A 25,382-nucleotide genomic window follows, 5' to 3' on the forward strand; every position below is an offset into this window, starting at 1 on the left:
CGCCACCTCGCTGCACCGACCCGGGTTCCGCAAAAATCGAGCCGGAACGGCCATTTACCGCAGTCCTGTTTTGCCTTTTGGATGGGTTGACCCGCCCCTCTCATCCGGCCAATTTCCCCGCCGGTTTGGGGAGTACAACAACCATGAAACGGACGATTTTCGGCGCGGCCGCGGCACTTGTTCTGGCGGCGTCGGCACCTTGCGCGCAGGCGCAATCCTTCATCAACGTGCTGACCGGCGGCACCTCCGGCGTCTATTATCCGCTGGGGGTCGCGATCGGGAAGATCTACGGCGACAAGATTCCGAACGTGAAGACGCAGGTGCAGGCCACCAAGGCGTCGGTCGAGAATTTGATCCTGCTGCAGCAGGGCCGCGGCGAGCTGGCATTCACGCTGGGCGACTCGCTCAAGGCCGCCTGGGACGGCGAGGAGGAGGCGGGCTTCAAGACCAAGCTCGACAAGCTCAGGACCATCGGCGCGATCTATCCGAACTACATCCAGATCGTCGCCACCACTGAATCCGGCATCAAGACGCTGGCCGACCTCAAGGGCAAGAGCCTCTCTGTCGGTGCGCCGAAGTCGGGCACGGAGCTAAATTCGCGCGCGATTCTCAGCGCCGCCGGCATGAGCTACAAGGATCTCGGCAAGGTCGAGTATCTGCCGTTCGCCGAATCCGTCGATCTCATGAAGAACCGCCAGCTCGCAGCAACGCTGCAATCGGCCGGCCTTGGCGTCGCCTCGCTGAAGGACCTGTCGACCTCGAGCCCGATCACGGTTGTGTCGGTGCCGAAGGAAACCGTGGACAAGATCGGCCCGCCCTTCATCTCCGCGATCATTCCCGCCAACACCTATACGGGCCAGGACAAGGACGTGCCGACGGCTGCCGTCGTGAACTACCTCGTGACAAGCTCGGCCGTGTCGGACGATCTCGCCTACCAGATGACGAAGCTGGTCTACGAGTCGCTGCCGGAACTCGCCAACGCGCATGCGGCCGGCAAGGAGATCAAGCTCGAGGCGGCGGCCAATGGCAGCCCGGTTCCGCTGCACCCCGGCGCGATCCGCTATTACAAGGAAAAAGGGCTGATCAAGTAAGGTCGGCTCTCATTGCAGGGCGTCATGGCCGGGCTTGTCCCGGCCATCCACGTTCTATGGGCAGGCGAGAAAGATCGTGGATGCCCGGGACAAGCCCGGGCATGACGGCGCGAGTGGCTCGTGCCAATGCTATTGCGGCACGGACAGGCTAAGGACGGATTGAGATGCTGGAAAAAGCAGAGGGCACCGCAGCTGCGCCCGACAAGGTCAAAGTCGAGTTCGACAATTTCGAGCACGGCTTTCCCGAAGGCTTTGGTCCGGGCTGGTGGGGCCAGCTCGCCTACTGGATCGGCATCGCCTTCGCCACTTTCCAGCTCTATGTCGCTGCCTTCAATTATCTGCCGAGCCAGGTGGTTCGCGGTGTCCATGTCGGCTTCCTCGTTCTGCTCACCTTCGGCCTGATCGCAAACTTCACCGCGAAGAGCAATTTCGGCCGCGCGCTCGGCTGGGTGATCGGCGGCGCCGGTTTTCTCTGCGGGCTCTACCAGTGGATCTTCTACGCCGATTTGATCGCGCGCGATGGCGACCCGACGCGGCTCGATCTCGTGGTCGGCACGCTGCTCGCGGTGCTGATCTTCGAGGGCACGCGGCGCCTGATGGGCGCGGCGCTGCCGCTGATGTGCGGCGCGTGCCTCGTCTACTGGTTCTTCGGGCAATATCTGCCGTCGCCGCTCAATCATCGCGGCTATGATTTCGATCAGATCGTCACGCATCTGTCGTTCGGCACCGAGGGCTTCTACGGCGTGCCGATCTACGTGTCGGCGACCTACATCTTCCTGTTCATCCTGTTCGGCTCGTTCCTGGAGCGCGCCGGCATGATTCAGCTCTTCACCGACGTTTCGCTCGGCCTGTTCGGCCGCACCCGCGGGGGACCTGCGAAAGTGGCGGTGTTCGCCTCGGGCATGATGGGCACCATCTCCGGCTCGGGCGTTGCCAATGTCGTGACCGTCGGCCAGTTCACGATCCCGCTGATGATCAGGTTCGGCTATCGCCGCGCGTTCGCGGCCGGCGTCGAGGCCACGGCCTCGATGGGCGGACAGATCATGCCGCCGGTGATGGGCGCGGTCGCCTTCATCATGGCCGAGACGCTCGGCGTGCAATATTCGGAGATCGTGAAGGCGGCGGCGATCCCGGCGATCCTCTATTTCGCGTCCGCTTTCTGGATGGTGCATCTGGAAGCCGGCAAGCACGGTCTCGTCGGCATGAAGCGCTCAGAGATCCCGAGCGCCTGGAAGGCGCTGGTGACGCGCTGGTATCTCGTGCTGCCGCTGGCCGCGCTGGTCTACATGCTGTTCGAAGGTTTTACGCCGCTCTATGCCGGCAGCATGGGCCTTGCTCTCACGGTGACGCTGATCCTCGGCACCGCTATCACGACCGGCGCATCCTCGAATGTGATCCGCTACATCTTCTGGATCGGCCTTGCGCTCGTCGTCGCCGCGCTGTCGCGCGACGGCCTCCAGATCGTCCCGGTCGCGAGCGTCGTCGTCGGGCTCATCGTGATCACCGCGTTCGTCCGCGGCGGGTTCAAGGCCCTGCGCGAGTGCCGCGACGCGCTGGCCGAGAGCGCCAAATCCGCCATCACCGTCGGCATGGCCTGCGCCATCGTCGGCGTCATTATCGGCATGATGTCGCAGACCGGCGTCGGCACCATCTTCGGGGGCTGGGTGATCGGGCTCGGCGAGAAGAGCCTGTTCCTCGCACTGATCATGACCATGCTGCTCTCGATCCTGCTCGGCACCGGCATCCCGACCATTCCGACCTATATCATCACCGCCGCGCTCGCCGCGCCCGCGCTGGCCAAGCTAGGGGTGCCCTTGATCGCGAGCCACATGTTCGCGTTCTACTACGGAATCATGGCCGACCTCTCACCGCCGGTGGCGCTGGCGGCGCTCGCAGCGGCGCCGATCGCCAAGGAGAACCCGGACAAGATCGGCTGGGAGGCGATGCGCATCGCGCTCGCCGGCTACGTCATCCCCTTCATCTTCGTCTATTCGCCGGCCTTGATGCTGCAGGCCGGCGATCCCATGGCGGCCAAGCTTGGCTTCTATGGCGCGGTGGCGCTCGCGACCTTGAAGGCGCTGGTGGCGATCGGCCTGTTCGGCATGGTCGCGATCGGCTTCCTGTTCACGCGGCTGACGCTGGTCGAGCGCCTCGTCGCGCTCGGCGCTGCGTTCTGCCTGCTCGGCGAGTTTCCGTTCAGCGACACCGCGGGGTTCGTGCTCGCGGCGGCGATCGTGCTGTGGCAATGGCGGCAGCGCCCGCCGGCGCCGGTCGAAGCGGTGTGAGCCTCTGCTTCGCAACGGCTTTCGGCGTGAAGGCGCTGGCGTTGTCCGCCTTCACGCTGGTCTGGACGCATTCGATCGCGAAGGTCGATTGGCAGGAGGATTGGCGCGTCACGCCCGCCGGTCTCGAACTGGTGCAGGCCCGCGTCAAGGGCACCGGCCCCGGCATGGAGCCCCCGCCTGAGGCGCGGCTCGTCGACGGCTGGTTTCAGTGGCAGCCGAAGCGGGCGCCGATGCGGGAGGTCGTGCTCGGCAATTCCGGCGCGGCGGGGGAGTGGCGGCTGTGCCATGATGGAAAGTGCCGGACGCTGTCGGAGATTGTCGGGCATCCCATTGGTGCTAACGTCACGGCGATGAGCGTCTGCAAAGATCCGTAGCCCGGATGGAGCGCAGCGCAATCCGGGAACAGTGGCCCCGGATTGCGCTGCGCTCCATCCGGGCTACAACAAGAACAACAACAAAGGAGACACGCGATGGATCGGCTCAAGGGCAAGGTTGCGATGGTGGTGGGAGCCGGCTCGATCGGTCCCGGCTGGGGCAACGGCAAGGCGACCGCGGTGACCTTCGCGCGCGAGGGAGCGCAGGTGTTCTGCGTCGATCGCAACGGCACTGCGGCCGAGGAGACCGCAAAGATCATCACCGGCGAAGGCGGCAAGGCGATCGCCTTCACTGCCGACGTCTCGCGGGCGAGCGAGATCGAGGCGATGGTGGCGGCGTGCCTCAAGGCCTACGGCCGCATCGACGTTCTCGACAACAATGTCGGCATCGCCGAGATGGGCAGCGTGGTCGAGGTGACCGAGGAGAGCTGGGACCGCGTCTTCAGCGTCAACCTCAAGAGCGCCTATTTCGCCATGAAGCATGTCATCCCTGTCATGGTGAAGCAGGGCGGCGGTTCGATCATCAACATCTCCTCGATCGCCTCGATCCGCCACATGGGCATTTCCTACGTCACCTACGGCACCTCGAAGGCGGCGATGAACCAGATGACGCGCACGACCGCGATCGAGTTCGCGCGCCACCACGTCCGCGTCAATGCGATCCTGCCCGGCCTCATGAAGACGCCGATGGTCGAACATTCCGCAGGCCTTGCCGCCAGCTACGCCAAGGGCGATGTCGAAGCGATGTGGCGTGCCCGCGACGCACAAGTGCCGATGGGACACATGGGCGATGCCTTCGACGTCGCCAACGCCGCGCTGTTCCTGGCCTCGGACGAGTCGAAATATGTGACGGGGATCGAGCTGGTGGTCGATGGTGGGATCACGTGCAAGGCGGGGGCGTAGCACTTCTACCAGCCCGGTCGTCCTGAGGTGCGAGTGGCGCGATGCACGAGCATCGCGCCGGGAGCCTCGAAGGATGAACGGCCCCGCTGCTGCAGCCGGGCCGTCGCCCTTCGAGGGCCGCTGAAGGAGCGGCCACCTCAGGGTGACGGATTGAGATTAATGCTTGGGACGACAGCGGAGTGTTTGGAAACCTACTGCGCCAGCGCCAGAATCCCGCCGGCGAACGCATGCCAGGCCGCGCTCTCGCTGATCGGCCAGTTCAGCACCTTCACCGTCAGCAGCGCGAGCGTGCCATAGATATAGACCGGATGCACGCGGCCTTCGCTGCGCCAGTCGCGCACCATGGCGACGACGAGCAGGAGCGATGCGACGACAGCCGGCGCGATCGTCACCGGCACGGGCGGCGGACCGGGCGGTCCCGGAGGCGCGAGGAAGGTCAGAAACCAACGCGCGATCGCGGCATCAAGGATCGAGACCGCGGCGAGCAGCATCAGGCGCTTGTGAGTCTCGGGCCTGCGCGTGTTCATGATCGCGAGAACGAACACGATCGCGAAGAACGCGATCCCGCTCATCGGCACGATCGAGAAGCCGATGCCGGCGTCTTTCTGGCCGAGCGCTGCGGCATGCTGCATCACGTGCACGGAGGCGAGGAAGCCGAAGATCGTCATCGCGGTCGCGAGCGACACGCCGGCGATGCCGAGTGAACGATGATTGACGACGCGGCCCGAGGCTGCGAGCCAGGTCTGGAACACGAAATAGAGAGACCAGGTGAAGAACAAGAGTCCGTGAAAGTGAATCACGGGGCTTGCGGACAACGTCCGGTTGGCGAGCGGAACCCAATAGGTCGGCGCGAAGCCAAAAAATGCAGTGGCCGCGCAGGCTAGGGACATATGCAGATAAAAATGCCGTGCAGGCGACGCATCTCGCGCGCGTACACGACGGTCGTCGGTCAGGGTCGTCATCAGGAGTGAGTCTGGGGACAAGGGGTTTGGTTCAAATTCCGCTGTCGTCCCGGGGCGCGCGTAGCGCGAGCCCGGGACCCATAACCACAGGGTCGAATTACCGCGCGAACTGGTAACCCCGAGTCTTCGCCCAACTTCTCCCTGTGGCTATGGATCCCGGATCGGCGCGCGCCTAAGGGCGCGCTTGTCCGGGACGACACCGGTTTTGTATGTGCCTCATCCCCCCGCGCTCAATTCCGCGCGATCGAGCTCCTCTTCGATCCGGTGGAAGGCGTCGTCGCCGATCACCTCGGTGGCACGGAGATCGAAGATCGATTTGCGGGCAGCCTCGATGGCGCGGCGGCGCAGGGGATCGGCGGGCAGTTCGCCATTGGCGATGCCGCCGTTGGGATCGTTTTCGGCCTGCATCAGGATGGCGCGATATTCGAGCCTCAGGATCTCCGCTTCCTCCGACGGATCGCTCTCGATCGCATCGAGCGCGGCGCGATAGGCGACGGCGCGGGCGTGCGCGACCTCGGTGCCGACGGGATCGTCGTCCTTGAGGCCGAACGCCAGAATCAGCGGTCGCAGCGTCAGGCCCTGGATCACCAGCGATCCCAGCACCACCGCAAAGGCGATGAAGACGATGAAGTCGCGATAGGGAAAATTCTCCGGTAGCGCGAAAGCGGTGGCGAGCGTGACGAGGCCGCGCATGCCGCACCAGGAGATGATGAGGCCGCCCTTGGCCGAAGCGACTTGCCTCGGATCCTTCGGATGATAGATCCCCTGCGCGACCAGCACACGCAAGGTCGTGCGGTAGAACGTCACCCAGAGCAGCCGGACCAGCACCACGGTGAGCAGGATCCAGGCCGCTGCCACGCAATATTCCCAGCGCACGTTCGCGTCCAGCCGCGTCCAGATCGGCCGCATCTGCATGCCGATCAGCATGAAGGCGAGCACGTTGAGCACGAACACCATCGTCTCCCAGACCGCATAGGACGGCACCCGCAGCCGCGCCGGCATGCGCGCCCCTGCCGTGCGCGCAAGGGTGATGGCGTAGACCACGATGGTGAGGATTCCGGAGAGGCCGAGATGTTCGGCGGCGATCCAGATCATGAAGGTGGTAGCGAATTGCACGATGATCGCGCTCGGGGCCTCGGTCACGCGCTCCATGAACAGCGGAATGATGCGGCCTGCGACGAGTCCCGCCACAACGCTGCCGACCAGCGCCAGCGCCATGGTCGGCGCGACCTGGCTCCATGTCAGATGCTCGGCGGCGACCGCGCCGACCGCGATGCGATAGATCAGCAGCGCGGTGGCGTCGTTGAGCAGGCTCTCGCCTTCCAGGACCTTCACCATGCGGTGGGGCAGCTTGACCTGGCTCAGGATCGCGACCGCAGCGGTCGCATCGGGCGGCGCCACGATGGCACCGAGCGCAACCGCGGCGGCCCACGGCATATCGGGCATCAGCCGGTGCGCGACGAAGGCGACGCCGGCCGTGGTCAGGCCGACCGCGGCGACGACGAGGGTCGAGACGGGAACCCAATTGTTGCGCAGATCGCGCAGCGAGGTGTCGAAGGCGGCGTCGAGCAGCACCGGTGCGACAAAAAGCGCCAATGCCAGGTCCGGCTCCAGCGCCCAGGACGGGCTGGATGGCACGAAGGCGATCAGTGCGCCGCCGATGGCGAGAAAGGTCGGGTAGGGGACCTTGATCCGCCGCGCCAGCGCCGATAAGGCAACGGCGCCGAGCAGAAGCGTGATGATCCATTCGAATGTCGACACGATGATCCCCGCAGCCGATATGAGCGGCGCCACAAGCTAGCACCAATCCGGCCGTAGATAGTACGGCCCCGAGGCAAGAACCAAGGCAAGGGTTAAGTCAGGTCCGAAAGCAAGACTTCCGACTGCAGCGAGCATGCGTTTTCAAAAACTCATTCAATCGTCAGGTGCCGTATTGCTTTGCGCGCTCTCGCTCGCCGCCGCTCAGGCTGCGACCGGCGGCGAGCCGGCTGCGGTGATCCAGCTCGATGTCGCGTCATGCCTCGCGGCGACCGCGGCCGACGACATGGACAAGGCCGCCACGGCCTGCGCCGCCGTGATCGACAATGAGAAGACGGTGAAGGCGGATCTGATCAAGGCGCTGATCGCGCGCGCGGCGCTCTATGCGCGGCACGACCAGATCGACCGTGCCATTGCCGACGACAGCCGCGTTCTATTGCTCGACCCGACGCTTGCCGACATCTTCAATGCGCGCGGCGAGCTCTGGCTCAAGAAGGGCGACAAGCCCAAGGCGGTGCAGGATTTCGGCGCGGCGCTGAAGATCGACCCGAACCACGAGAAGGCCAAGGCCAATCACAAGGCGATGGCGCGCGAGATCGAGCGGATCGGCGCGCAGATGGCCGTCGCCGGCAAGCCCAGCTTCAATTGCAGGCGTGCGGCCCGGGCTGTGGAGAAGGCGATCTGCGGCAATCGCGAACTCGCCGATCTCGATCGCGAGATTTTTGGGTCGAACGCGCGTGCGATCAGGGAGGCGCGCAATCCGGCGGAAGCGAAGAACCTCCAGCGTGAGCAGGACGAGTTCATTGCCCGCCGCAATGCCGGTTTCGGCCAGCCGGGATACGATCTGAAGAAGGCGATGCAGGAGCGGTTGCAACGGCTCAACGGGGTGGATGGGTATTGAGGGCTTTGCTCGAAGAGAGGTCGTCATGCCCGGGTTATCCCGGGCATCCAAGTGCTTTCAGCCCCAGGTTAGACGTGGATGGCCGGGTCAAGCCCGGCCATGACGGCGTGGACAGGCCCGAATTGAACCCATCCCTTGCCAGCCGCGACAATGGTGAGAACCCGACGTCACGGAGCTCTCTGCCATGTGCGGTACGTATCCTTCCGCGCAAACGTCTTCGTTTGCCAAAACTTCGCTGCGAATCTTTCTGTTCAGCGCGGCAATGAGCTTCGTTCTTGCCGCCCCGGCCTCTGCCGCCACCGATTGCGTGATGGGGAGCAAGGCCGCTCCGGCGGAGCTGATTCCGGCCTGCAGCACCATCATCGACCAAGCCGCCAATTCCGCTTCCGACCGCGCCGCGGCGCTGCTGGTCCGTGCTGACGCCAATGCGCGGAGCTCGGGTGGCCTCACCCAGGCCCTGAGGGACATCGACCGCGCCATTGCGCTCGACGGCAAGGATGCAACGGCCTGGCGCCTGCGCGGCGACCTCCTGCGCGAGGCCGGCGGTGACCTCAATCGCGCCGCTGCTGACCTCAGCAAGGCGATCGAGCTCGATCCTGAGAATGCGGAGGCCTTTGAGCTGCGCGGTGTCGTCTATACCAATCAGCGCCGGCTCGACCGCGCGCTCGCCGACTACGACCGGGCGATCAAGCTGAAGCCGGATTATGCGCAGGCCTGGTCCGACCGCGGCGTGGCCTATTATCTCGGTGGTGACAACGAAAAGGCGATCAAGAATTTCGACGAGGCCTTGCGGCTCGACCCCGACCGGCCCCGCACCTACACCAACCGTGGCGCGGCCTGGAAGAAGCTCGGCCACTACGACAAGGCGGTCGCCGATGACGGCGAGGCGATCAGGCTCGATCCGAAGGTGCCGGAATATTACGACAATCGCGGTCTCGTCTATGCCGCGATGGGCGAATACGACAAGGCCATCGCCGATTACGACCAGGCGATCCGGCGGGAGCAGCGCCCGAACTTCCTGACCAATCGCGGCGATTCCTACCAGTTCAAGGGCGAGCTCGGGGCTGCCTTGAGCGACTATGATGCCGCCCTCAAGCTCGATCCGAACTTTGCGAAGACCTACAACAACCGCGCCGTGCTCTACAAGAAAATGGGTGAGCGCGCGAAGGCTCTGGCCGACTACGAGGCGGCCTTGCGGCTCGACCCCGCCAACGACAATGCCGCGAGCGGTCGCCGCGCCATGATCGCCGAGATCGCGAAATTCGGCACTGAACCGCCGCGGGCGCTGAATGCGGCGTCCGGCAACGGTCCGTCCTTTCCATGCGCGACGGCCAAGCGTGAGGTCGAAAAGGTGATCTGCGCCGATCCGCAACTGGGCGTGCTCGACCGCCAGATCGCCGAGACTTACGATCGCGTCCTGAAATCGGCGGGCAAGCGCGCGGCTGGCGAGCTGCGCAAGACCCAGCGCGATTTCCTCGTCACCCGTAACGCCAGCTTTGGTCGTCCGGGCTACGACCTGAAGAAAATCATGCAGGATCGCTTGCAGAAGCTGAATGCGATGGAGAGCTGAGAGCCGCTTGAGAAGCCGAAGTTAAACGGCTGGCTCCGTAACCTCTCCCGCTTGCGGGAGAGGTCGACGCGCTCGAAGAGCGCGGCGGGTGAGGGCTTTCTCCTCTTGGAGACTTGCAGCTAACGCCTCGGGCAATCCCGACGCGGAGGCACCCCCACCCCAGCCCTCCCCCGCAAGCGGGAGAGGGAGCAACCACCATTGCCGCAGCGACTCCGCCTCCACCAAAAGCCCCATTCTTTTCAGCTTGAACCGCGGCCCGTTCCCGGGAAAATAGCCCTCAAACAAGGCCGGCACTTGATCCTGGTCATGGCGGCACGCCCGTCCTGCCACGAGGTTCAGGGCCAGCCGAATAAAGGGAACGGGAGCGCGGGAATGAACATCCAGGGCAAGAGTCTCTATCATGAGGTCCATGCGCGCTCGCTCGCCGACCCCGATGGCTTCTGGGCCGAGGCGGCGAAAGAGATCGACTGGATCGAGCCGCCCAAGAAAATCTTCGACGCCTCGCAGGGAACCTACGGCCGCTGGTTCACGGGCGGTGTCGCCAACACCTGCTACAACGCGCTCGACCGCCATGTCGAACGCGGCCGCGCCGACCAGGTCGCGCTGATCCATGATTCACCGCTGACGGGCAGCGTCACCCAACTGACCTATGCGGAACTGCTGAACGAGGTGCAGGCGCTCGCCGCCATCATGCAGGATTTTGGCGTCGCCAAGGGCGATCGCGTCATCCTCTATATGCCGATGGTGCCGGAGGCCGTGGTCGCGATGCTCGCCTGCGCGCGGATCGGCGCGGTGCATTCCGTGGTGTTCGGCGGCTTTGCTGCGAAAGAGCTCGCCACTCGCATCGACGACGCGCAGCCGAAACTCATACTCTCAGCGAGCTGCGGCATCGAGCCCGGCCGTATCGTGCAGTACAAGCCGCTGCTCGACGAGGCGATCAAGCTTGCCGGCAGCAAGCCGAAGGCCTGCATCGTGCTGCAACGTCCGCAGCTGACCTGCGACCTGACCCCGGGCCGCGACTATGATTGGGCGAGCCTGCGCCGCAAGGCGCTGAACGACGGCAAGAAAGCTACTTGCGTGGGCGTTGCCGCGACCGATCCACTCTACATCCTCTACACCTCGGGAACCACGGGCATCCCGAAGGGCGTCGTGCGCGACAATGGCGGCCATCTCGTCGCGGTGAAATGGTCGATGTTCAATCTCTACGGCGTCAAGCCGGGCGAGGTGTGGTGGTGCGGCTCCGATATCGGCTGGGTTGTCGGTCACAGCTACATCGTCTATGGCCCGCTGCTGCACGGCGCGACGACGATCATGTATGAGGGCAAGCCGGTCGGCACGCCCGACGCCGGCGCGTTCTGGCGCGTGATCTCCGAGCACAAGGCCGTTGCCTTCTTCACCGCGCCGACCGCGTTCCGCGCGATCCGGAAAGATGATCCGGAAGGAAAGTTCATCCGGCAATACGACCTGTCGAAATTCCGCACCCTGTTCCTCGCCGGCGAGCGCGCCGATCCGCCGACGGTGGAATGGGCGGAGCAGCAACTGAAGGTGCCGGTGATCGACCATTGGTGGCAGACCGAGACCGGCTGGTGCATCGCCGGCAATCCGGTCGGACTCGGCATGCTGCCGGTGAAGCATGGTTCGCCGACGGTGCCGATGCCGGGCTACCAGGTGGATGTCGTCGACGAGGCGGCCAAGCCGGTGGGACCCAACACCATGGGCTCGATCGTCATCAAGCTGCCGATGCCGCCGGGCTGCCTGCCGACGCTGTGGAATCAGGACGAGCGTTTCAGGGAAGCCTATCTCACCGAATTCCCCGGCTATTACAAAACCTCCGATGCCGGCTACAAGGACGAGGACGGCTATGTCTTCGTCATGGGCCGCACCGACGACATCATCAACGTCGCCGGACATCGGCTCTCCACCGGCGGCATGGAGGAGATCCTTGCCTCGCATCCCGATGTCGCCGAATGCGCGGTGCTCGGCGTCAAGGACGCGATCAAGGGCGAGGTGCCCTGCGGTTTCCTGGTGCTCAAGGCCGGCGTGAAGCGTGCGCCAGCTGAGATCGAGAAGGAGATCGTCGCGCTGGTGCGCGACAAGCTCGGCCCGGTCGCCGCCTTCAAGCTCGCGATCACGGTCGGCCGGCTGCCCAAGACGCGCTCCGGCAAGATTCTGCGCGGCACCATCAAGAAGATCGCCGACGGCGAGCCCTGGACCATGCCGGCGACCATCGAAGATCCCAAGACGCTCGACGAGATCGGGGAGGCGCTGAAGGGGAGGGTGTGAGGTTTGCTCTGGCGGTCATGCCAGTGAGACGCGGGGCCGCTACCCAACCTCCGCCGACATCACCCGCGAAAGCGGGTGATTCAGTACGCCGCAGCAGCAGTGTGACCCAATGACCGCCGCGGCGTACTGGATTCCCCGCTTTCGCGGGGAATGACAGCGTGCGCGGAACGGCCTCCTGGGACTTACATTCTCCGCATTCCGCGCTAAACAGGGCCGGCCAACAGGGGACCTCGTATGCCACTCGCCGCCGCGCCGCGCCTGCTTGCAGCTGTGCTGCTCGCCATCGCTCTCTCCGCCTGCTCCGCGCGCTACCAGACGCCGGTGGCGGTGGGCGGGGACGATGACGACGCGGTTTGTCAGAGCCGCGGCTATGCGCAGGGCTCGCCCGAATACGTGGCCTGCCGCAAGGACCGCGACGTCCAGCGCAACGCCGCCACCGCGCGTGCCGACCGTCGCCAGCGCGACCTCGGCGAATACATGCTGAACCATCCCGAGCGGCCGTAGGTCGTCCCGGTCAACGGAGGTCGTCATGAACGAGGACCAGTTCAACACATCTTTACGTAAATTCCTCAAGCAAGTCGGGGTCACCTCGCAGCGCGAGATCGAGAAGGCCGTGCGCGATGCGATCGCAGCCGGCCGGATCCAGGGACGCGAGAAGCTCAACGCGAAAATGGTCCTGACCATCGATGGTGTCGGGCTCGTCCACGAGATCGACGACGTGATCGAGCTCAGCTGAGCCGCCCCGCCGTGGAATAAGCGTCGTTCTGACCTTCATCTTCGAGTGATCGGCCCGTGTCGTCCGTGTGCCGTGTCCCGAAGCAAAAACGCGGCGGATGGCTCCGCCGCGTTCGAATCGATGTGGACGTTCGGCGCGAAGCCGGAGCCTCACTCCTCTTCGTCTTCCTGCTTCTTGCCGCCGAGCGTCTTCAGCTTGGCGAATACGGCGTCGAGGTTGAGGTCGTCGCTCGATCGCTCGGCGGGCTCGAACTCGTCCTTCTTGGTGGTCTCGGACGCCGGCAGCAGGGTTGCGCCGCCATAGGCTGCGTCGATCGGCTTCTCCTTGGCCGCGCGTGCCACCTCAAAATCGAGCTCGATCTGCGAGCAGAGTCCGAGGGTGACAGGGTCGATCGGGGTCAGCTGGGAGGTGTTCCAGTGGGTGCGGTCCCGCACGCTCGCGATCGTGCTCTTGGTGGTGCCGACCAGGCGCATGATCTGGGCGTCCTTGAGCTCGGCATGGTTGCGCAGCAGCCAGAGGATGGCGCTCGGACGCTCGTGGCGGCGCGAGACGGGGGTGTATCGCGGGCCCTTCCGCTTGGGCTGAGGCGGCAACACCACCTTGCTCTCCTGGAGGCGGAGGCGGTAATCCGGATTCCTCTCGCCCTTTTCGATCTCCTCGCGGGTCAGCTGGCCGTTGGAGAGGGGGTCCATGCCCTTGATGCCCTGGGCAGCATCGCCGTCGGCGATCGCGCGCACCTCGAGGGGATGCATCTTGGTGAAATCGGCGACCTGGTCGAAGGTCAGCGCGGTGTTGTCGAGCAGCCAGACGGCGGTCGCCTTGGGCATCAGAGGTGCGTTGCTCATGGCAAATCTCCTTTGTGCTTCGCCCACCCCTCTGGAGGCGAAGCCGGTGGTCATCAGCGATGACTGGGAATTCGCGCTATATAAGCCCGGAGGGGGTAGCCACGCAATGGTTCTGCTATAGATAGTGCCTTGACAGCGCCCGAAAGGGGGCCCAATTCCCTGTAAGCCCGTACCCAAGCCCCATTCCATCCATCGACCGCTTCCCGCCCATTTGGCGGGGTGATTCGGTCCCGAGATCGCTCAATGTCAGCCAAACCAGACCTCAAGATCGTGCTTTGTTCTCCCCGCGGCTTCTGCGCCGGGGTGGTCCGGGCGATCGACACCGTGGAACGGGCGCTCGATAAATACGGCGCCCCGGTCTATGTTCGCCATGAGATTGTGCACAACAAGTACGTCGTCGACGGGTTGAAGAAAAAGGGCGCCATCTTCGTCGAGGAGCTGGCCGAAATCCCGGAAAACACCACCGCACCGGTGGTGTTCTCGGCCCACGGCGTGCCGAAATCGGTTCCGGCCGACGCCCAGTCCCGCAATTTGTTCTCGCTGGATGCGACCTGCCCGCTGGTGACCAAGGTGCACCGCGAGGCCGCGATCCACTTCAAGCGTGGCCGCGAGATCTTCCTGATCGGCCACTCCCATCATCCCGAGGTGGTCGGCACGCTCGGCCAGCTTCCGACCGGCGCCGTCACCTTGATCGAGACCGCCGAGGACGCCAAGACCATTGCGCCGAAGGACCCCAACAACCTCGCCTTCGTGACCCAGACCACGCTGTCGATCGATGACACGGCGGAGATCGTCGCGCTCCTGAAGGAGCGCTTCCCGAACATCAACGGGCCGCACAAGGAAGACATCTGCTACGCCACCACCAACCGCCAACTCGCGGTGAAGAAGGTGGCGCCGGTGGTCGATGCGCTGATCGTTGTCGGTGCGCCGAACTCGTCGAACTCGCAGCGCCTGCGCGAGGTCGCCGAGCGCGAGGGCTGCGGGATCGCGGTGCTGGCGCAGCGCGCCACCGACATCGACTGGGACAAGTTCGGCAACATCTCGAGCCTCGGCATCACCGCAGGCGCATCCGCGCCGGAGGTGATCGTCGAAGAGATCATGGACGCGTTCGCCGAGCGCTACACGCTGCATGTGGAGACGGTCTCGGCCGCGGAGGAGAACGAGTTCTTCCCGCTGCCGCGTCAGGTGCGCCCTGAAGCTGCCGCCGAGTAGACTTTTATGGCGGTCTACACCGACGTTGCCGCCGACGAGCTTGCGGATTTCCTGAAGCAATATGATCTCGGCGAATTGCTCTCCTACAAGGGCATCGCCGAGGGCGTCGAGAATTCGAACTTCCTGCTGCACACGGGGCAAGGCTCGTTCATCCTCACGCTCTACGAGAAGCGCGTGGCGAAGAACGATCTGCCGTTCTTCCTCGCGCTGATGACGCATCTGGCCGAGCACGGCGTCAACTGCCCGCTGCCGGTAAAGGGCAGAGACGGCGAGGCGCTGCGCGAACTGTCGGGCCGTCCGGCCGCGATCATCACCTTTCTCGAAGGCGTCTGGCCGCGCAAGCCGAACGCGACGCATTGCGCCGGCGTCGGCGAGGGGCTGGCCAGGATGCATCTGGCCGGCGCCAATTTTGCGATCAAGCGCGGCAATGCGCTGTCGGTGTCGGGCTGGCGGCCGCTGTTCGACGCGGCGGCAAGCCGCGCCGATGAGGTCCAGCCGGGCCTGCATGCGTTTCTCGCCGCCGAGCTCGATTATCTCTCGAGCGGGGTCTGGCCGAACAATTTGCCGGAGGGCGTGATCCACGCCGACCTCTTCAACGACAACGTCTTCTTCCTTGGCGACAAGCTCTCCGGGATCATCGACTTCACCTTCGCCTGCAACGACATGCTGGCCTATGACGTCGCGATCTGCCTCAACGCCTGGTGCTTCGAGCCGGATCATTCCTTCAACGTCACCAAGGCGCGTGCCTTCCTCAATGCCTATGGCCGGGTCCGAAAGCTCTCGGATGCGGAAGAGGCCGCGCTGCCGCTGCTCGCGCGTGGCGCCGCGATCCGCTTCCTGCTGACGCGGCTGGTGGACTGGCTCAACGTGCCCGAGGGTGCGCTGGTCAAGCCGAAAGATCCGCTGGAATATTTCCGCAAGCTGCGCTTTCACCAGAGCGTGTCCAGCGCGCGCGATTACGGGCTGATGCCGTCAGGACTGGTCGCGTGAGCGAGCTTCCCAATGTCACGATCTATACCGACGGCGCCTGCTCGGGAAATCCCGGGCCGGGCGGCTGGGGCGCGATCCTGAAGTTCGGCGACAAGGAAAAAGAGCTGAACGGCGGCGAGCGCCACACCACCAACAACCAGATGGAATTGATGGCGGCGATCTCCGCTCTCGAAGCGCTGAAGAAGCCGTGCACCGTCGATCTCTACACCGACAGCCAGTATGTCCGGCAGGGCATCACCGGCTGGATCCACGGCTGGAAGCGCAACGGCTGGCGCACCGCCGACAAGAAGCCGGTGAAGAATGTTGAGCTATGGCAGCGCCTCGACGCCGCGCTGAAGCAGCACCAGGTCCGCTGGCACTGGGTCAAGGGCCACGCCGGCCACCCCGAGAACGAACGCGCCGATCAGCTCGCGCGCGACGGGATCGTGAAGGCGCGGTTGCAGCAAAGGCTGGCGGAGTAGGGGCGCGCTGTCGTCGCCCGGTTCTCAACTGTCATCGCCCGCGAAGGCGGGCGATCCAGTATTCCAGAGACGCTTGTGATTGGGCCGAGAGGCCTCGTCGTACTGGATGCCCCGGTCAAGCCGGGGCATGACAGTGTCAATTAGCTAAGAGCGGTGCCTAAAGCTCAGAGCTGCCCCAGCAGCGTATCGCCGCCGGAGACCTCGACCTTGCCGGGCATCGCTTCGAGGTTCAGCTTCTTCACCACGCCGTCCTCGACCAGCATCGAATAGCGCTTGGAGCGGATGCCGAGGCCGTTGGCGGAGGCGTCCAGCTCCATGCCGATCGCCTTGGCGAACTCGGCATTGCCGTCGGCGAGGAAGATTGCCTCGTCGCGCTGGTCGGTGTCGCGCTTCCAGGCGTTCATGACGAAGGCGTCGTTGACGGAGACGATGGCGATGGTGTCGACGCCCTTGTCCTTCAGGGCGTAGGCGTTGAGGAAGATGCTCGGCAGATGCATCTTGTGGCAGGTGCCGGTATAGGCGCCGGGCACCGCGAACAGCGCCACCTTCTTGCCCTTGAAGATATCGTCGGTGGTCTTCACCTGCGGGCCTTCCGCCGTCATCACGCGGAATTTAGCCTCGGGCAGCTTGTCGCCAGTCTGGATCGCCATCGTCAGTCTCCCTGAAAATCGGTCCCGCTTTTTAGACCGAGCGGCGGGCCTGCACAATATTGCCGGCGGCGGAAGCGGTGGGGCTTGGGCCTCTCCTTGGGCCGTTCACCGTGATGTCATCAGCCGGCGAAGCCGCCGCCGTCGAGGAACGCCTGCTCTTCCTCGGTGGTGTCACGGTTGAGGACGCGGTTGCGGTGTGGAAAGCGGCCGAACCGCCGGATGATGTCGGCGTGCTCCCGGGCGTATTTCAGGTTCTCGGCATTGTCAGCCTTGTTGGCATTGTCGGCATTTTGAAACAGGGCGACGCAATGCTCCTGGTCGGGCAAGTGCTCGGAATGCATGAAAGGCAGATAGAGGAATTCGACCAGCACGGGATTGATCCTGCGATCGACGCCGCGATCGATGGCCCGGCGGGCGACGTCGCGCGCCAGCGCATCGCTGGAAAACGTCCGGGGATCGCCGCGAAACATGTTGCGGGGAAACTGGTCGAGCACGATGACCAGCGCGAGCGCGCCGTCGTCGCTCCTCTCCCATGATGCAAGCTCACCGGCGGCCGCCTTCTGCCACACAGCGAGAAAGCGGCGCCTGACCTCCGCGTCGAAAGCGTCGTCGCGCTTGTACCAGCGCTCGCGGCCGGCCTCGCGCCAGAAGGCGAGAATGCCTGATGGCGCAATGTCTCCGACGTCCGTCATCGGCGGTGCGGCTTACGCCGCTTCCGCCTTCTTCTCGTCGCGGAGCTGACGGCGCAGGATCTTGCCGACATTGGTCTTGGGCAGGTCGTTGCGGAACTCGATGTGCTTGGGCACCTTGTAGCCAGTGAGCTGCTCGTGACAGAATTTGATCACCGCCTCGGCGGTGAGGTTGGGGTCCTTCTTCACCACGAAAGCCTTCACCGCTTCACCCGATTTGGAATCGGGGATGCCGATCACGGCACATTCGAGCACGCCCGGATGGCTCGCGATCACTTCCTCGATCTCGTTCGGATAGACGTTGAAGCCGGAGACCAGGATCATGTCCTTCTTGCGGTCGACGATCTTGGTGTAGCCCTTCTCGTCCATCACGCCGATGTCGCCGGTGCGGAAATAGCCGTCCGCGGTCATCACCTTGGTGGTCTCCTCCGGCCTGTTCCAGTAACCCGACATCACTTGCGGCCCCTTGGCGCAGATCTCGCCCGCCTGGCCGAGGGGGACTTCGTTGCCGTCGTCGTCGCGGATCGAGATCCAGGTCGAGGACACGGGAAGACCGATGGTGCCGGTGAACTCGGTCGCGGTCGCCGGATTGCAGGTCAGCGTCGGCGAGGTCTCCGACAGGCCGTAGCCTTCGGCGATGAAGCAGCCGGTGATCGCCTTCCACTGCTCGGCAACAGGGCGTTGTACGGCCATGCCGCCGCCGTTGGAGATCTTCAGCTTGGAGAAGTCGAGCTTCTTGAAGTCGGGATGGTGCATCAGCCCGTTGTAGAGCGTGTTCACGGCCGGGAAGCTGTTGACCTGGTATTTCGCCAGCTCCTTGACGAAGCCCGCGATGTCGCGCGGGTTGGGGATCAGGAGATTGCAGCCGCCGGCGCGCACCGCGAGCAGGTAGCAGGCCGTCAGCGCGAAGATGTGATAGAGCGGCAGCGCGCAGACGATCATGAGCTGATCGACATGCGGCGGCGCCGCCATCGCCGGCTGGAGCCAGGCGTCGTTCTGCAGGACGTTGGCGACGATGTTGCGGTGGAGCAGGGTGGCGCCCTTGGAAACGCCCGTGGTGCCGCCGGTATATTGCAGGAAGGCGACGTCGCCCGGCGAGAGTTTTGGTTTGTTGAAGGTCATGCCGCGGCCGGCCGAGAGCGCGTCGTTGAAGGATACTGCGCCCGGCAGCGACCATGCCGGTACCATCTTCTTGACGCGGCGGACGACGAGGTTGACGATCACGCCCTTGAAGCCGAGCAGGTCGCCCATGCTGGCGACGATGACATGCTTCACCGCGGTCTTCGCGATCACCTGTTCGACGGTGTGGGCAAAGTTCTCCAGCACGACGATGGCTTCGGCGCCGGAATCCTTGAGTTGGTGCTCGAGCTCACGCGGGGTGTAGAGCGGGTTGACGTTGACGACGGCGAAACCGGCGCGTAGCACCGCGGCAGTCGCGACCGGATATTGCAGCACGTTCGGCATCATGAGGGCGACGCGCGCGCCGCGCTGCAGCCCGCGGCCCTGCAAATAAGCGGCGAGCGCGACCGACATCTGGTCGAGGTCGCGGTAGCTGATCGCCTTGTCCATGCAGATGAAGGCCTTGCGGTCGGCGAACTTGGTGAAGCTCTCCTCCAGCAGGTCGACCAGCGATGCGTATTGGGTCGGCTCGATATCGGCCGGCACGCCGGGCGGATATTGCTTGAGCCAGATGCGCTCCATGGAAAACTCCCCTCGTTGACCAGAGCCCGTTGTGTCTCGGGCTTGCCTCATTGCCGCCAGTATCGAACCTGCCGGAGCGTGTGGCAAGCGGTCGAGGCTTAGGGCAAAGGTCGGGGCGTCGCTACTGGAATCATCGCGAACGGCGCTGCCGCAGGTGCGAAGCGCCGTCCGTCGCGCTGAGGGACGCCGTCAACTGTTGTTGGCCGGCTTGGCGGCGGGCTTGGTCGCGGCCTTGGGCTTGGCGGGCTTCGGATCGCCGCTCGCCGCAGGCTTCTCGGCGGGTTTTGCCGCCGTATCGTGCTTGGCGGCAGCATGCTTGGGCGCCGCCGGCTTCGCCACATTCTTGGCGTCGCTCTTACCGTCGCTCTTACCGTCACTCTTGGCCGCAGCCGGCTTGGCCTCCGGCTTCGCCGCGGCCGTCTTGGTATCCTTCTTGCTGTCCTTGCCCGCGTCTTTCGGCTTGTCGGCTGCGTCGGGCTTCTTGGCCACGCGCGACTTCTTGCCACGCGGCTTTGACGCGGCCTGCTGGTCGGCATCGGCCGCGACCGCCGCGATCAGGGCGGTGCCGGTGCGGGTCGGACCGGTATAGACCAGCACGGGCTCGGCCGCCGCCGGAGCCGAGGCCATCAGCTCGGACGCCTTCATCAGGGGCGGCTGGAGGCCGGCGGTGAAGAAGGTGACCTGGGCTTCGCCGCCGGTGGCCGAGGCCGATCCGGTCGTGCCGCCATTGGCTGCAATCAGCGCATCGTCGTCGTCGCTGGCCGGCCGCTTGCGATGGCCGCCGCACATCTCGTCGCGCAGGTTCGGCGGCGAGGCGTCGACCGGCACGAGGTTATCGACTGTGCCGAGCGAGGGGCGCAGCCACGTCAGATTGTCCTGGCCGAAGCCGCGCTCCAGCAGCTGCGCCGCCTTCACCGCGCGCGCGGTGCCGGAACTCGCGCCCAGCACCACCGCGATCAGCCGGCGGCCGTTGCGCGTCGCCGACGCCACGAGATTGTAGCCGGAGGCACAGATGAAGCCGGTCTTGAAACCGTCGGCGCCGGGATAGCGGCCGATCAGCTTGTTGAAATTGCCGGTGACACGCTTGCCGAAACGCATCGCCGGGATGTGCACGAAGTATTCGTATTCGGGCAGGTCGCGCAGGAACGAGCGCGCCAAAATGCCGAGGTCGCGCGCCGAGGTGATCTGGCCGTCGGCGGGCAGGCCGTTCGGATTGACGTAGCTGGTCTGCGTCATGCCGAGCTTCCTGGCGGTGTCGTTCATCATCGCTGAGAAGCCGTCGATCGAGCCGCCGACGCCTTCGGCAAGCACCACGGCCATGTCGTTCGCCGACTTGACCATCATCATCTTCAGCGCGTTGTCGACGGTGAGCTGCGTTCCCGGACGGAACCCCATCTTCGAGGGCGATTGCGAGGCCGCCGTCGGCGATACCGTGAGCAGCGTGTCGAGCGTCAGTCTGCCGTCCTTGACCGCCCTCAGCGTCACATAGGCGGTCATGATCTTGGTGACGGAGGCCGGATACCAGGGAATCGTCGCGTTATCCGCCTGCAGCACTTTGCCGCTGTCGGCCTCGATCAGCAGCAGCGCTTCGGCGCTCGCCGCGCGGGGCGCGAGCAGCGCGGCGCATGCGAGGCTCGCAGCGAACAGGTTGAACAGCGATTTGCGAAGCAGCGGGCGTAGGGCGTGCACTATCCGATTCCGGTCCTTGGAGACCCGCCGGTTCCGGGCGGCTCTCGTGATCTGATGTTCGGTTTTGAAATCCAGCGCCGCCGCTTGCGGCGTCGCAAACCTATACCGGCTGGTGCGTCGATAATAGGGGCATCAGCGGGGTATTCCGCAATGAAATAGGCCGAATTTCGACGCTGTTATGAGGGCTTGCTACGGGGATTTGGCGGCCGTCGCGGCAGCCTCAGCCGCCGTCATGCTGGCCCGGGTGCTCGCTTGAGCGGTTTCATGGACCATGAACTGGGCCCTGGCGAGCTCGGCAAAATGGCCGCCTTTGGCCACGAGTTCATCGAAAGTTCCGGTTTCGATCACGCGCCCATTCTCGAACACCAGGATCCGCGTGGCGTTGCGGATGGTGGAGAGGCGGTGGGCGATCACGAAGGTGGTGCGGCCCATCATCACTTCGTCGAGAGCGGCGTTCACCTTGGTCTCGGTGACGGCATCGAGCGCGCTGGTGGCTTCGTCCAGGATCAGGATCGGCGGGTCCTTCAGCAGCGCGCGGGCGATCGACAGACGCTGCCGCTCGCCGCCGGACAGCATGCGGCCGCGCTCGCCGGCATTGGTCGCGAAGCCGCCGCTGCGCTCGATGAAATCGAGCGCCTGCGCACGCTCTGCCGCCTTGCGCATCTCGGCCTCGGTCGCGTCCGGCTTGCCGACGCGCAAGTTCTCCTCGATCGAGCGGTTGAACAGCAGCGCCTCCTGGAACACGACGCCGATGTTCCGCCGCAACGATGTCAGCGTCACGCCGCGCACGTCCATGCCGTCGATCCTGATGAAGCCCGATTGCGGATCGAAGGCGCGATGCAGCAGCGCGATCGCTGTCGATTTGCCGGCGCCAGTCGGGCCGACCAGCGCAATGGTCTGGCCGGGCAGCGCGGTGAAGGTGAGGTCCTCGATCGCCGGCCGCTTGCCGTCATAGGAGAAGGTGACGTCGTTGAACTCGACGAGGCCGGACAGCCTGCCGGCATCGATCGCGTCGGGCCGGTCGTGCACCGCGGGCACGGCATCGAGCACGCCAAAGAACTCGCGCAGGCGCGGCGCTTCCATGAACACGTTGTTGATGAAGCTCACGACCTGCTCGAGCTTCTGGATCAGCAGCGTCGCAAAACTCACGAACATCACGATCTCGCCGACTGTGGTGAGCCCCTGGTCGTGCAGCGCGATACCGAGCGTGAAGATCGCGAGCACCGTGATGGTGGTGGAGGCGCGCGTGATGACGGTGACGAGCGCCCACCACGACAGCACCGGCATCTGCGCTTCGAGCAATTGATCGGCGATGGAGCGCAGCCCCTTTACCTCGGATTCGACGCGGACAAAGCTCTGCACCAGCGCGACATTGCCGAGTGCATCGGAGGCGCGGGCGGACAGCTCGCTGTAGTGCTCCTCGACCGCCATCTGCATGCCGAAGGTCCTGCGCACCACGAAGGTGGTCAGCGCGGTGAAGACGATGCAGAGCACGAACAGGAGGATCGCGAGCCGCCAGTTCAGGTAGAGCGACAGCGGCAGCAGCACCACGACCGAGAGGATCGCCGCAAAATGCTCGCGGAAGAAGCCGAGCCACAGCCGCCACAGGGCGTCCGTGCCGTTGAGCATCACCTTCATCAGCCGACCCGAATGGGTGCCGGAGTGGAAGGTCAGCGGCAGTTGCAGGATGTGCTCGAAATAGTCGGTCAGTACCGCCTGGCGCTGGCGGTGCGAGAGCCGGTCGGCCTGCAAAGCCACGAGCGCGCTGCACAGGATGGTAAAGAGTCCGAATGCGACCCAGGCCGCCAGGAACGGCCAGGCCGAGTTCGAACCGGCCACCGTCTTGCCGGAGAGCACGTCGACGATCCGGCCGAACAGCACCGGCTCGGCAAATTGCGAGCCCGCCAGCAGGAGGTTGACGACCGCGAGCAGCCAGCCCAGCCGCGCCTCCTTGCCGAGCAGCTCGAGAACGCGGGTGTAGAGGCGGAGGATGGACATGCGGGGACGAACTCGATCGGACGACGGAGTCCATATTCTAAGCAGGGATCGCCCGCGAGATATAGCGGAAGCTGTCAGTTTTGCTCAATTGATCAGCCGCCCCGCGACCGGCGGCAGGAACCGGTCGTCGAAGATATCGCTCGCGCTAGGCCGTTTCCGGAATTTGAAGTCCTGCGCGATCTGGTCGATCGAGCGCTCCAGGCGCGGCGGTTCGATGCCGCCGAGACCGTTGCGCTTGACCTCGTCGGTCAGGATGTTGTCGGCGAGGACGGTGCGCAGGCGCTCCAGCTCCAGGTCGCGCTCGCCGTCGTCGATGCGGCTCGCGGCCTCGTCCGCCGCACGCGCCGGCTCCTTGACGGTCGCAGCGATGCCGGCGATCAAGGCGCGGACGAAGCCCTTCACAGCGTCCGGCTTTGCTGCGGCGAAGGCGGGATTGACCACCACGGCGAAGCCATAGGCTTCGCAGCCATAGTCGGCATAACGCAGCACGACCAGATCGGCTCCGGGCACGCCGCGGTCGCGCAGGTTCACCGCGGAGAGATAGTGGAAGCCCGCGACGGCATCGACCTGTCCTGCGGACAGGATCGGCTCGCGCACCGCGGCGCCAATCTTGTGGAATTTGACGCGCGATGCCTTGATGTTGTTCTGCTGCGCCAGCGCCGGCCACAGCCGCATCGACAGGTCGCCGTCGGCAACGCCGACGGTCTTGCCGTCGAGATCGGGCAGCACATGGATGCCTCGGCTCCTGCGCGCGACGATCGCGTAGGGGGCGCGGTTGAACAGCACGAACACGGCTTTGACCGGCGCCGCATCTTCCTTGTCGCGAAAGCGGATCAGCTCGTTGATGTCGACGAGCGCAAGCTCGCTGTCGCCCTTGGCGACGCGTGCGAGCGCCTCGGGCGATCCGGTTGCGATGCTGAAGGACACGTTGAGACGCTCGGCGCCGAAGCTGCCGTCCTTCGCCGCAAGGAAGAACGGCGCCATGCTCGCGTCCAACGGGCGGTCGAAGCTGAAGTGGATCGCAAGCGAGGGCGCAGCGGTCTCGGCCGCGCTGACATCGCGAGCGATCAGTGTCGCAAGCGGGATCGAGAGGGCCAGCAGGCAACGAAGCGCGATCGACTTGAAGTCCGACATCAGTTGCGTCGGTCCCGCATTGTTATGGTTTCGTGACGCTCGCAGCGCCGGCCGGCAGCCAGTCTGTCCGCGCCAACATGAACGGAGGATGAGCGGCGTTGCGGCATCGTTACGCAACCCCGTTCAGCTTGTGTTGGGGTTGGGGAACCCAACTTAGGTCATGCGGGTTTGAGAGGCATGAGCCTGTCCGCAGGCGTCGCATTCCAGGTCCCAAAGGAGGGCCCAAGACATGTTCGAGCGATTCTCCAAGTTTGCGGGCCGAAAGGCCGTTCTTGCCACCGCCGCGGTGCTGGCGCTGACCAGTATTGCCCCGACCGCTTCCTATGCGGGCGGCCGCCATTGGCATGGCGGTGGAGGCGGCGCGGCTGCCGCTGCGGCTTTCGCGGCCATCGGCACCGGTCTCGCCATCGCCGCGACTCGTGACTCCTACGCTTATGACTACGGTCCGGGCTACGGCTATTACGGCGGTCCGGCCTATTACAGCGCTCCTGCCTACGGTCCCTATTATGGTCCGGGGCCGAACTTCCAATATCAGCGCTATGGCGGCACTGCTCCGTCCGAGTTCTGCGGCCAGGGTTACTACCAGAACTGCTACTAGCCTTGGCAGCACAGGTTGACCAGGACAGGCCGTCGCGGTTGCTGCGACGGCCTGTTTTCTGCTTTTATTGTCGCGCGTTAACGCGCTCGACATTGCTTTAGAGTAGTTTTGAGTACCATGAGTGATTCGCTTGAGCGGCTATATCTGGCTGTGCTCGCGGCCAGGGATCTTGATCCGGCAACATCGCGTACGGCCCGGCTGTTTCAGCGCGGGCCTTCCAAAATGGCGAAGAAGCTGGCCGAAGAGGCCATCGAAGTCGTGATCGATGCGGTCAACGGCGACAGCGAGGCCGTGATCCGGGAAAGCGCGGACCTGCTGTACAATCTCACCGTGCTCTGGGCCTCTGCCGGCGTGCGTCCCGAGGACGTATGGCGCGAGATGACGCGGCGTGAAGACATGCTCGGCATCGCCGAGAAGCTGCCGAAATCCTCGATGAAGCTGCCCAAAGTCGCGTCACCGCGCGTGGCCGCCAGGCGGCCAATTGTCGCGCTCGAGGGCCGCACAGCGCGCAAGCGCCACTAAAGCGCGATGAGACCAGGATGAACGGTCATC

The 25,382-nt window shown here is 64.8% G+C and carries 23 protein-coding genes; 14 read left to right on the forward strand and 9 right to left on the reverse strand.

The genetic code is table 11. From position 1 onward, the window contains the following. Window positions 1-143 precede the first annotated feature (143 nt). The 4 genes from IVB26_RS03765 to IVB26_RS03780 all read left to right on the forward strand — a co-directional run bounded on the left by IVB26_RS03765 (window position 144) and on the right by IVB26_RS03780 (window position 4,653). The gene (locus IVB26_RS03765) at window positions 144-1,091 is read left to right on the forward strand and encodes a TAXI family TRAP transporter solute-binding subunit (RefSeq protein WP_247970632.1); all 948 of its coding nucleotides are present in this window, start codon (window positions 144-146) and stop codon (window positions 1,089-1,091) included. A 164-nt stretch (window positions 1,092-1,255) separates the two neighbouring features. Beyond that, complete coding sequence (locus tag IVB26_RS03770) at window positions 1,256-3,376, forward strand: TRAP transporter permease (RefSeq protein WP_247970633.1); 2,121 nt, start codon at window positions 1,256-1,258, stop codon at window positions 3,374-3,376. Next, window positions 3,337-3,750, forward strand: a complete 414-nt coding sequence (locus tag IVB26_RS03775; protein ID WP_247970634.1) for a DUF1850 domain-containing protein — start codon at window positions 3,337-3,339, stop codon at window positions 3,748-3,750. Before IVB26_RS03770 ends, IVB26_RS03775 begins: the two co-directional genes overlap by 40 nt. A 96-nt stretch (window positions 3,751-3,846) precedes the next feature. Beyond that, window positions 3,847-4,653 (forward strand): SDR family NAD(P)-dependent oxidoreductase, encoded by an 807-nt coding sequence (locus IVB26_RS03780; RefSeq protein ID WP_247970635.1) that lies wholly within the window; start codon window positions 3,847-3,849, stop codon window positions 4,651-4,653. A gap of 191 nt (window positions 4,654-4,844) precedes the next feature. Here the strand turns inward: IVB26_RS03780 and IVB26_RS03785 are convergent, their stop codons facing one another. Together IVB26_RS03785 and IVB26_RS03790 are read right to left on the reverse strand one after the other, a co-directional pair. Then, window positions 4,845-5,615: a hypothetical protein gene (locus IVB26_RS03785; RefSeq protein ID WP_247970636.1), complete on the reverse strand. Its 771-nt coding sequence runs from the start codon at window positions 5,613-5,615 to the stop codon at window positions 4,845-4,847. Between the two features lie 216 nt (window positions 5,616-5,831). Next, on the reverse strand, window positions 5,832-7,409 hold the full coding sequence (locus IVB26_RS03790) for a cation:proton antiporter (protein ID WP_247970637.1): 1,578 nt from the start codon (window positions 7,407-7,409) through the stop codon (window positions 5,832-5,834). A 100-nt stretch (window positions 7,410-7,509) separates the two neighbouring features. On the opposite strand from IVB26_RS03790, the gene IVB26_RS03795 reads away from it, so the two are divergent. From IVB26_RS03795 to IVB26_RS03815, 5 genes are all read left to right on the forward strand, one after another. Further along, entirely contained in the window at window positions 7,510-8,274 is a 765-nt protein-coding gene (locus tag IVB26_RS03795; protein ID WP_247970638.1) for a tetratricopeptide repeat protein, read from the forward strand. Between the two features lie 184 nt (window positions 8,275-8,458). Continuing rightward, on the forward strand, window positions 8,459-9,844 hold the full coding sequence (locus tag IVB26_RS03800) for a tetratricopeptide repeat protein (protein ID WP_247970639.1): 1,386 nt from the start codon (window positions 8,459-8,461) through the stop codon (window positions 9,842-9,844). 372 nt (window positions 9,845-10,216) lie between these two features. Further along, window positions 10,217-12,127 (forward strand): propionyl-CoA synthetase, encoded by a 1,911-nt coding sequence (locus tag IVB26_RS03805; RefSeq protein WP_247970640.1) that lies wholly within the window; start codon window positions 10,217-10,219, stop codon window positions 12,125-12,127. 234 nt (window positions 12,128-12,361) lie between these two features. Next, a complete protein-coding gene (locus tag IVB26_RS03810; protein WP_247970641.1) occupies window positions 12,362-12,631 on the forward strand; it encodes a hypothetical protein in 270 nt (89 codons plus the stop codon). Between the two features lie 25 nt (window positions 12,632-12,656). Beyond that, window positions 12,657-12,863: a DUF6494 family protein gene (locus IVB26_RS03815; RefSeq protein ID WP_247970642.1), complete on the forward strand. Its 207-nt coding sequence runs from the start codon at window positions 12,657-12,659 to the stop codon at window positions 12,861-12,863. Between the two features lie 149 nt (window positions 12,864-13,012). On the opposite strand, the gene IVB26_RS03820 is transcribed toward IVB26_RS03815, so the two are convergent. Then, the gene (locus IVB26_RS03820; protein ID WP_026202531.1) at window positions 13,013-13,708 is read right to left on the reverse strand and encodes a DUF1013 domain-containing protein; all 696 of its coding nucleotides are present in this window, start codon (window positions 13,706-13,708) and stop codon (window positions 13,013-13,015) included. A 243-nt stretch (window positions 13,709-13,951) separates the two neighbouring features. Here IVB26_RS03820 and ispH point away from each other — a divergent pair, with 243 nt between their 5' ends. Genes ispH through rnhA form a run of 3 tightly spaced genes read left to right on the forward strand, consistent with a single transcriptional unit; the run spans window position 13,952 to window position 16,371 of the window. Further along, complete coding sequence (gene ispH / locus IVB26_RS03825; protein ID WP_247970643.1) at window positions 13,952-14,920, forward strand: 4-hydroxy-3-methylbut-2-enyl diphosphate reductase; 969 nt, start codon at window positions 13,952-13,954, stop codon at window positions 14,918-14,920. 6 nt (window positions 14,921-14,926) lie between these two features. Further along, window positions 14,927-15,910 (forward strand): homoserine kinase, encoded by a 984-nt coding sequence (locus tag IVB26_RS03830; RefSeq protein ID WP_247970644.1) that lies wholly within the window; start codon window positions 14,927-14,929, stop codon window positions 15,908-15,910. Beyond that, window positions 15,907-16,371 (forward strand): ribonuclease HI, encoded by a 465-nt coding sequence (rnhA, locus tag IVB26_RS03835; protein WP_247970645.1) that lies wholly within the window; start codon window positions 15,907-15,909, stop codon window positions 16,369-16,371. Before IVB26_RS03830 ends, rnhA begins: the two co-directional genes overlap by 4 nt. A gap of 164 nt (window positions 16,372-16,535) precedes the next feature. Here the strand turns inward: rnhA and IVB26_RS03840 are convergent, their stop codons facing one another. The 6 genes from IVB26_RS03840 to IVB26_RS03865 form a co-directional block, all read right to left on the reverse strand. Further along, complete coding sequence (locus IVB26_RS03840; protein ID WP_247970646.1) at window positions 16,536-17,021, reverse strand: peroxiredoxin; 486 nt, start codon at window positions 17,019-17,021, stop codon at window positions 16,536-16,538. Between the two features lie 119 nt (window positions 17,022-17,140). After that, window positions 17,141-17,713, reverse strand: coding sequence for a DUF924 family protein (locus IVB26_RS03845; protein WP_247970647.1), 573 nt, complete (start codon window positions 17,711-17,713; stop codon window positions 17,141-17,143). A gap of 12 nt (window positions 17,714-17,725) precedes the next feature. Next, window positions 17,726-19,411 carry a long-chain fatty acid--CoA ligase gene (locus IVB26_RS03850; RefSeq protein ID WP_247970648.1) on the reverse strand — a complete coding sequence of 562 codons (1,686 nt, stop codon included), beginning with the start codon at window positions 19,409-19,411 and terminating at the stop codon, window positions 17,726-17,728. 189 nt (window positions 19,412-19,600) lie between these two features. After that, window positions 19,601-21,100 carry a D-alanyl-D-alanine carboxypeptidase family protein gene (locus IVB26_RS03855; RefSeq protein WP_247970649.1) on the reverse strand — a complete coding sequence of 500 codons (1,500 nt, stop codon included), beginning with the start codon at window positions 21,098-21,100 and terminating at the stop codon, window positions 19,601-19,603. A gap of 189 nt (window positions 21,101-21,289) precedes the next feature. Beyond that, window positions 21,290-23,098 (reverse strand): glucan ABC transporter ATP-binding protein/ permease, encoded by a 1,809-nt coding sequence (locus IVB26_RS03860; RefSeq protein WP_247970650.1) that lies wholly within the window; start codon window positions 23,096-23,098, stop codon window positions 21,290-21,292. Between the two features lie 84 nt (window positions 23,099-23,182). Further along, complete coding sequence (locus IVB26_RS03865; RefSeq protein WP_247970651.1) at window positions 23,183-24,232, reverse strand: ABC transporter substrate-binding protein; 1,050 nt, start codon at window positions 24,230-24,232, stop codon at window positions 23,183-23,185. Between the two features lie 229 nt (window positions 24,233-24,461). Here IVB26_RS03865 and IVB26_RS03870 point away from each other — a divergent pair, with 229 nt between their 5' ends. Together IVB26_RS03870 and hisE are read left to right on the forward strand one after the other, a co-directional pair. Further along, window positions 24,462-24,830 carry a hypothetical protein gene (locus IVB26_RS03870; protein ID WP_247970652.1) on the forward strand — a complete coding sequence of 123 codons (369 nt, stop codon included), beginning with the start codon at window positions 24,462-24,464 and terminating at the stop codon, window positions 24,828-24,830. 117 nt (window positions 24,831-24,947) lie between these two features. Beyond that, window positions 24,948-25,352, forward strand: a complete 405-nt coding sequence (gene hisE / locus IVB26_RS03875) for a phosphoribosyl-ATP diphosphatase (protein ID WP_246925923.1) — start codon at window positions 24,948-24,950, stop codon at window positions 25,350-25,352. The last annotated feature ends 30 nt before the right edge of the window (window positions 25,353-25,382 follow it).

The organism is Bradyrhizobium sp. 195 (assembly GCF_023101665.1).
Classification (GTDB): domain Bacteria; phylum Pseudomonadota; class Alphaproteobacteria; order Rhizobiales; family Xanthobacteraceae; genus Bradyrhizobium.

What these genes read in the sequence shown, in the direction of transcription:
- IVB26_RS03780 (WP_247970635.1), top strand. Translation starts at nt 3,847, where the DNA reads ATGGATCGGCTCAAGGGCAAGGTTGCGATGGTGGTGGGAGCCGGCTCG.
- ispH (WP_247970643.1), top strand. Translation starts at nt 13,952, where the DNA reads ATGTCAGCCAAACCAGACCTCAAGATCGTGCTTTGTTCTCCCCGCGGC.
- IVB26_RS03815 (WP_247970642.1), top strand. Translation starts at nt 12,657, where the DNA reads ATGAACGAGGACCAGTTCAACACATCTTTACGTAAATTCCTCAAGCAA.
- IVB26_RS03805 (WP_247970640.1), top strand. Translation starts at nt 10,217, where the DNA reads ATGAACATCCAGGGCAAGAGTCTCTATCATGAGGTCCATGCGCGCTCG.
- IVB26_RS03870 (WP_247970652.1), top strand. Translation starts at nt 24,462, where the DNA reads ATGTTCGAGCGATTCTCCAAGTTTGCGGGCCGAAAGGCCGTTCTTGCC.
- IVB26_RS03845 (WP_247970647.1), bottom strand. Translation starts at nt 17,713, where the DNA reads ATGACGGACGTCGGAGACATTGCGCCATCAGGCATTCTCGCCTTCTGG.
- IVB26_RS03800 (WP_247970639.1), top strand. Translation starts at nt 8,459, where the DNA reads ATGTGCGGTACGTATCCTTCCGCGCAAACGTCTTCGTTTGCCAAAACT.
- IVB26_RS03840 (WP_247970646.1), bottom strand. Translation starts at nt 17,021, where the DNA reads ATGGCGATCCAGACTGGCGACAAGCTGCCCGAGGCTAAATTCCGCGTG.
- IVB26_RS03795 (WP_247970638.1), top strand. Translation starts at nt 7,510, where the DNA reads ATGCGTTTTCAAAAACTCATTCAATCGTCAGGTGCCGTATTGCTTTGC.
- IVB26_RS03820 (WP_026202531.1), bottom strand. Translation starts at nt 13,708, where the DNA reads ATGAGCAACGCACCTCTGATGCCCAAGGCGACCGCCGTCTGGCTGCTC.
- IVB26_RS03775 (WP_247970634.1), top strand. Translation starts at nt 3,337, where the DNA reads ATGGCGGCAGCGCCCGCCGGCGCCGGTCGAAGCGGTGTGAGCCTCTGC.
- IVB26_RS03850 (WP_247970648.1), bottom strand. Translation starts at nt 19,411, where the DNA reads ATGGAGCGCATCTGGCTCAAGCAATATCCGCCCGGCGTGCCGGCCGAT.
- IVB26_RS03785 (WP_247970636.1), bottom strand. Translation starts at nt 5,615, where the DNA reads ATGACGACCCTGACCGACGACCGTCGTGTACGCGCGCGAGATGCGTCG.
- IVB26_RS03765 (WP_247970632.1), top strand. Translation starts at nt 144, where the DNA reads ATGAAACGGACGATTTTCGGCGCGGCCGCGGCACTTGTTCTGGCGGCG.
- IVB26_RS03810 (WP_247970641.1), top strand. Translation starts at nt 12,362, where the DNA reads ATGCCACTCGCCGCCGCGCCGCGCCTGCTTGCAGCTGTGCTGCTCGCC.
- hisE (WP_246925923.1), top strand. Translation starts at nt 24,948, where the DNA reads ATGAGTGATTCGCTTGAGCGGCTATATCTGGCTGTGCTCGCGGCCAGG.
- IVB26_RS03865 (WP_247970651.1), bottom strand. Translation starts at nt 24,232, where the DNA reads ATGTCGGACTTCAAGTCGATCGCGCTTCGTTGCCTGCTGGCCCTCTCG.
- IVB26_RS03770 (WP_247970633.1), top strand. Translation starts at nt 1,256, where the DNA reads ATGCTGGAAAAAGCAGAGGGCACCGCAGCTGCGCCCGACAAGGTCAAA.
- IVB26_RS03860 (WP_247970650.1), bottom strand. Translation starts at nt 23,098, where the DNA reads ATGTCCATCCTCCGCCTCTACACCCGCGTTCTCGAGCTGCTCGGCAAG.
- IVB26_RS03830 (WP_247970644.1), top strand. Translation starts at nt 14,927, where the DNA reads ATGGCGGTCTACACCGACGTTGCCGCCGACGAGCTTGCGGATTTCCTG.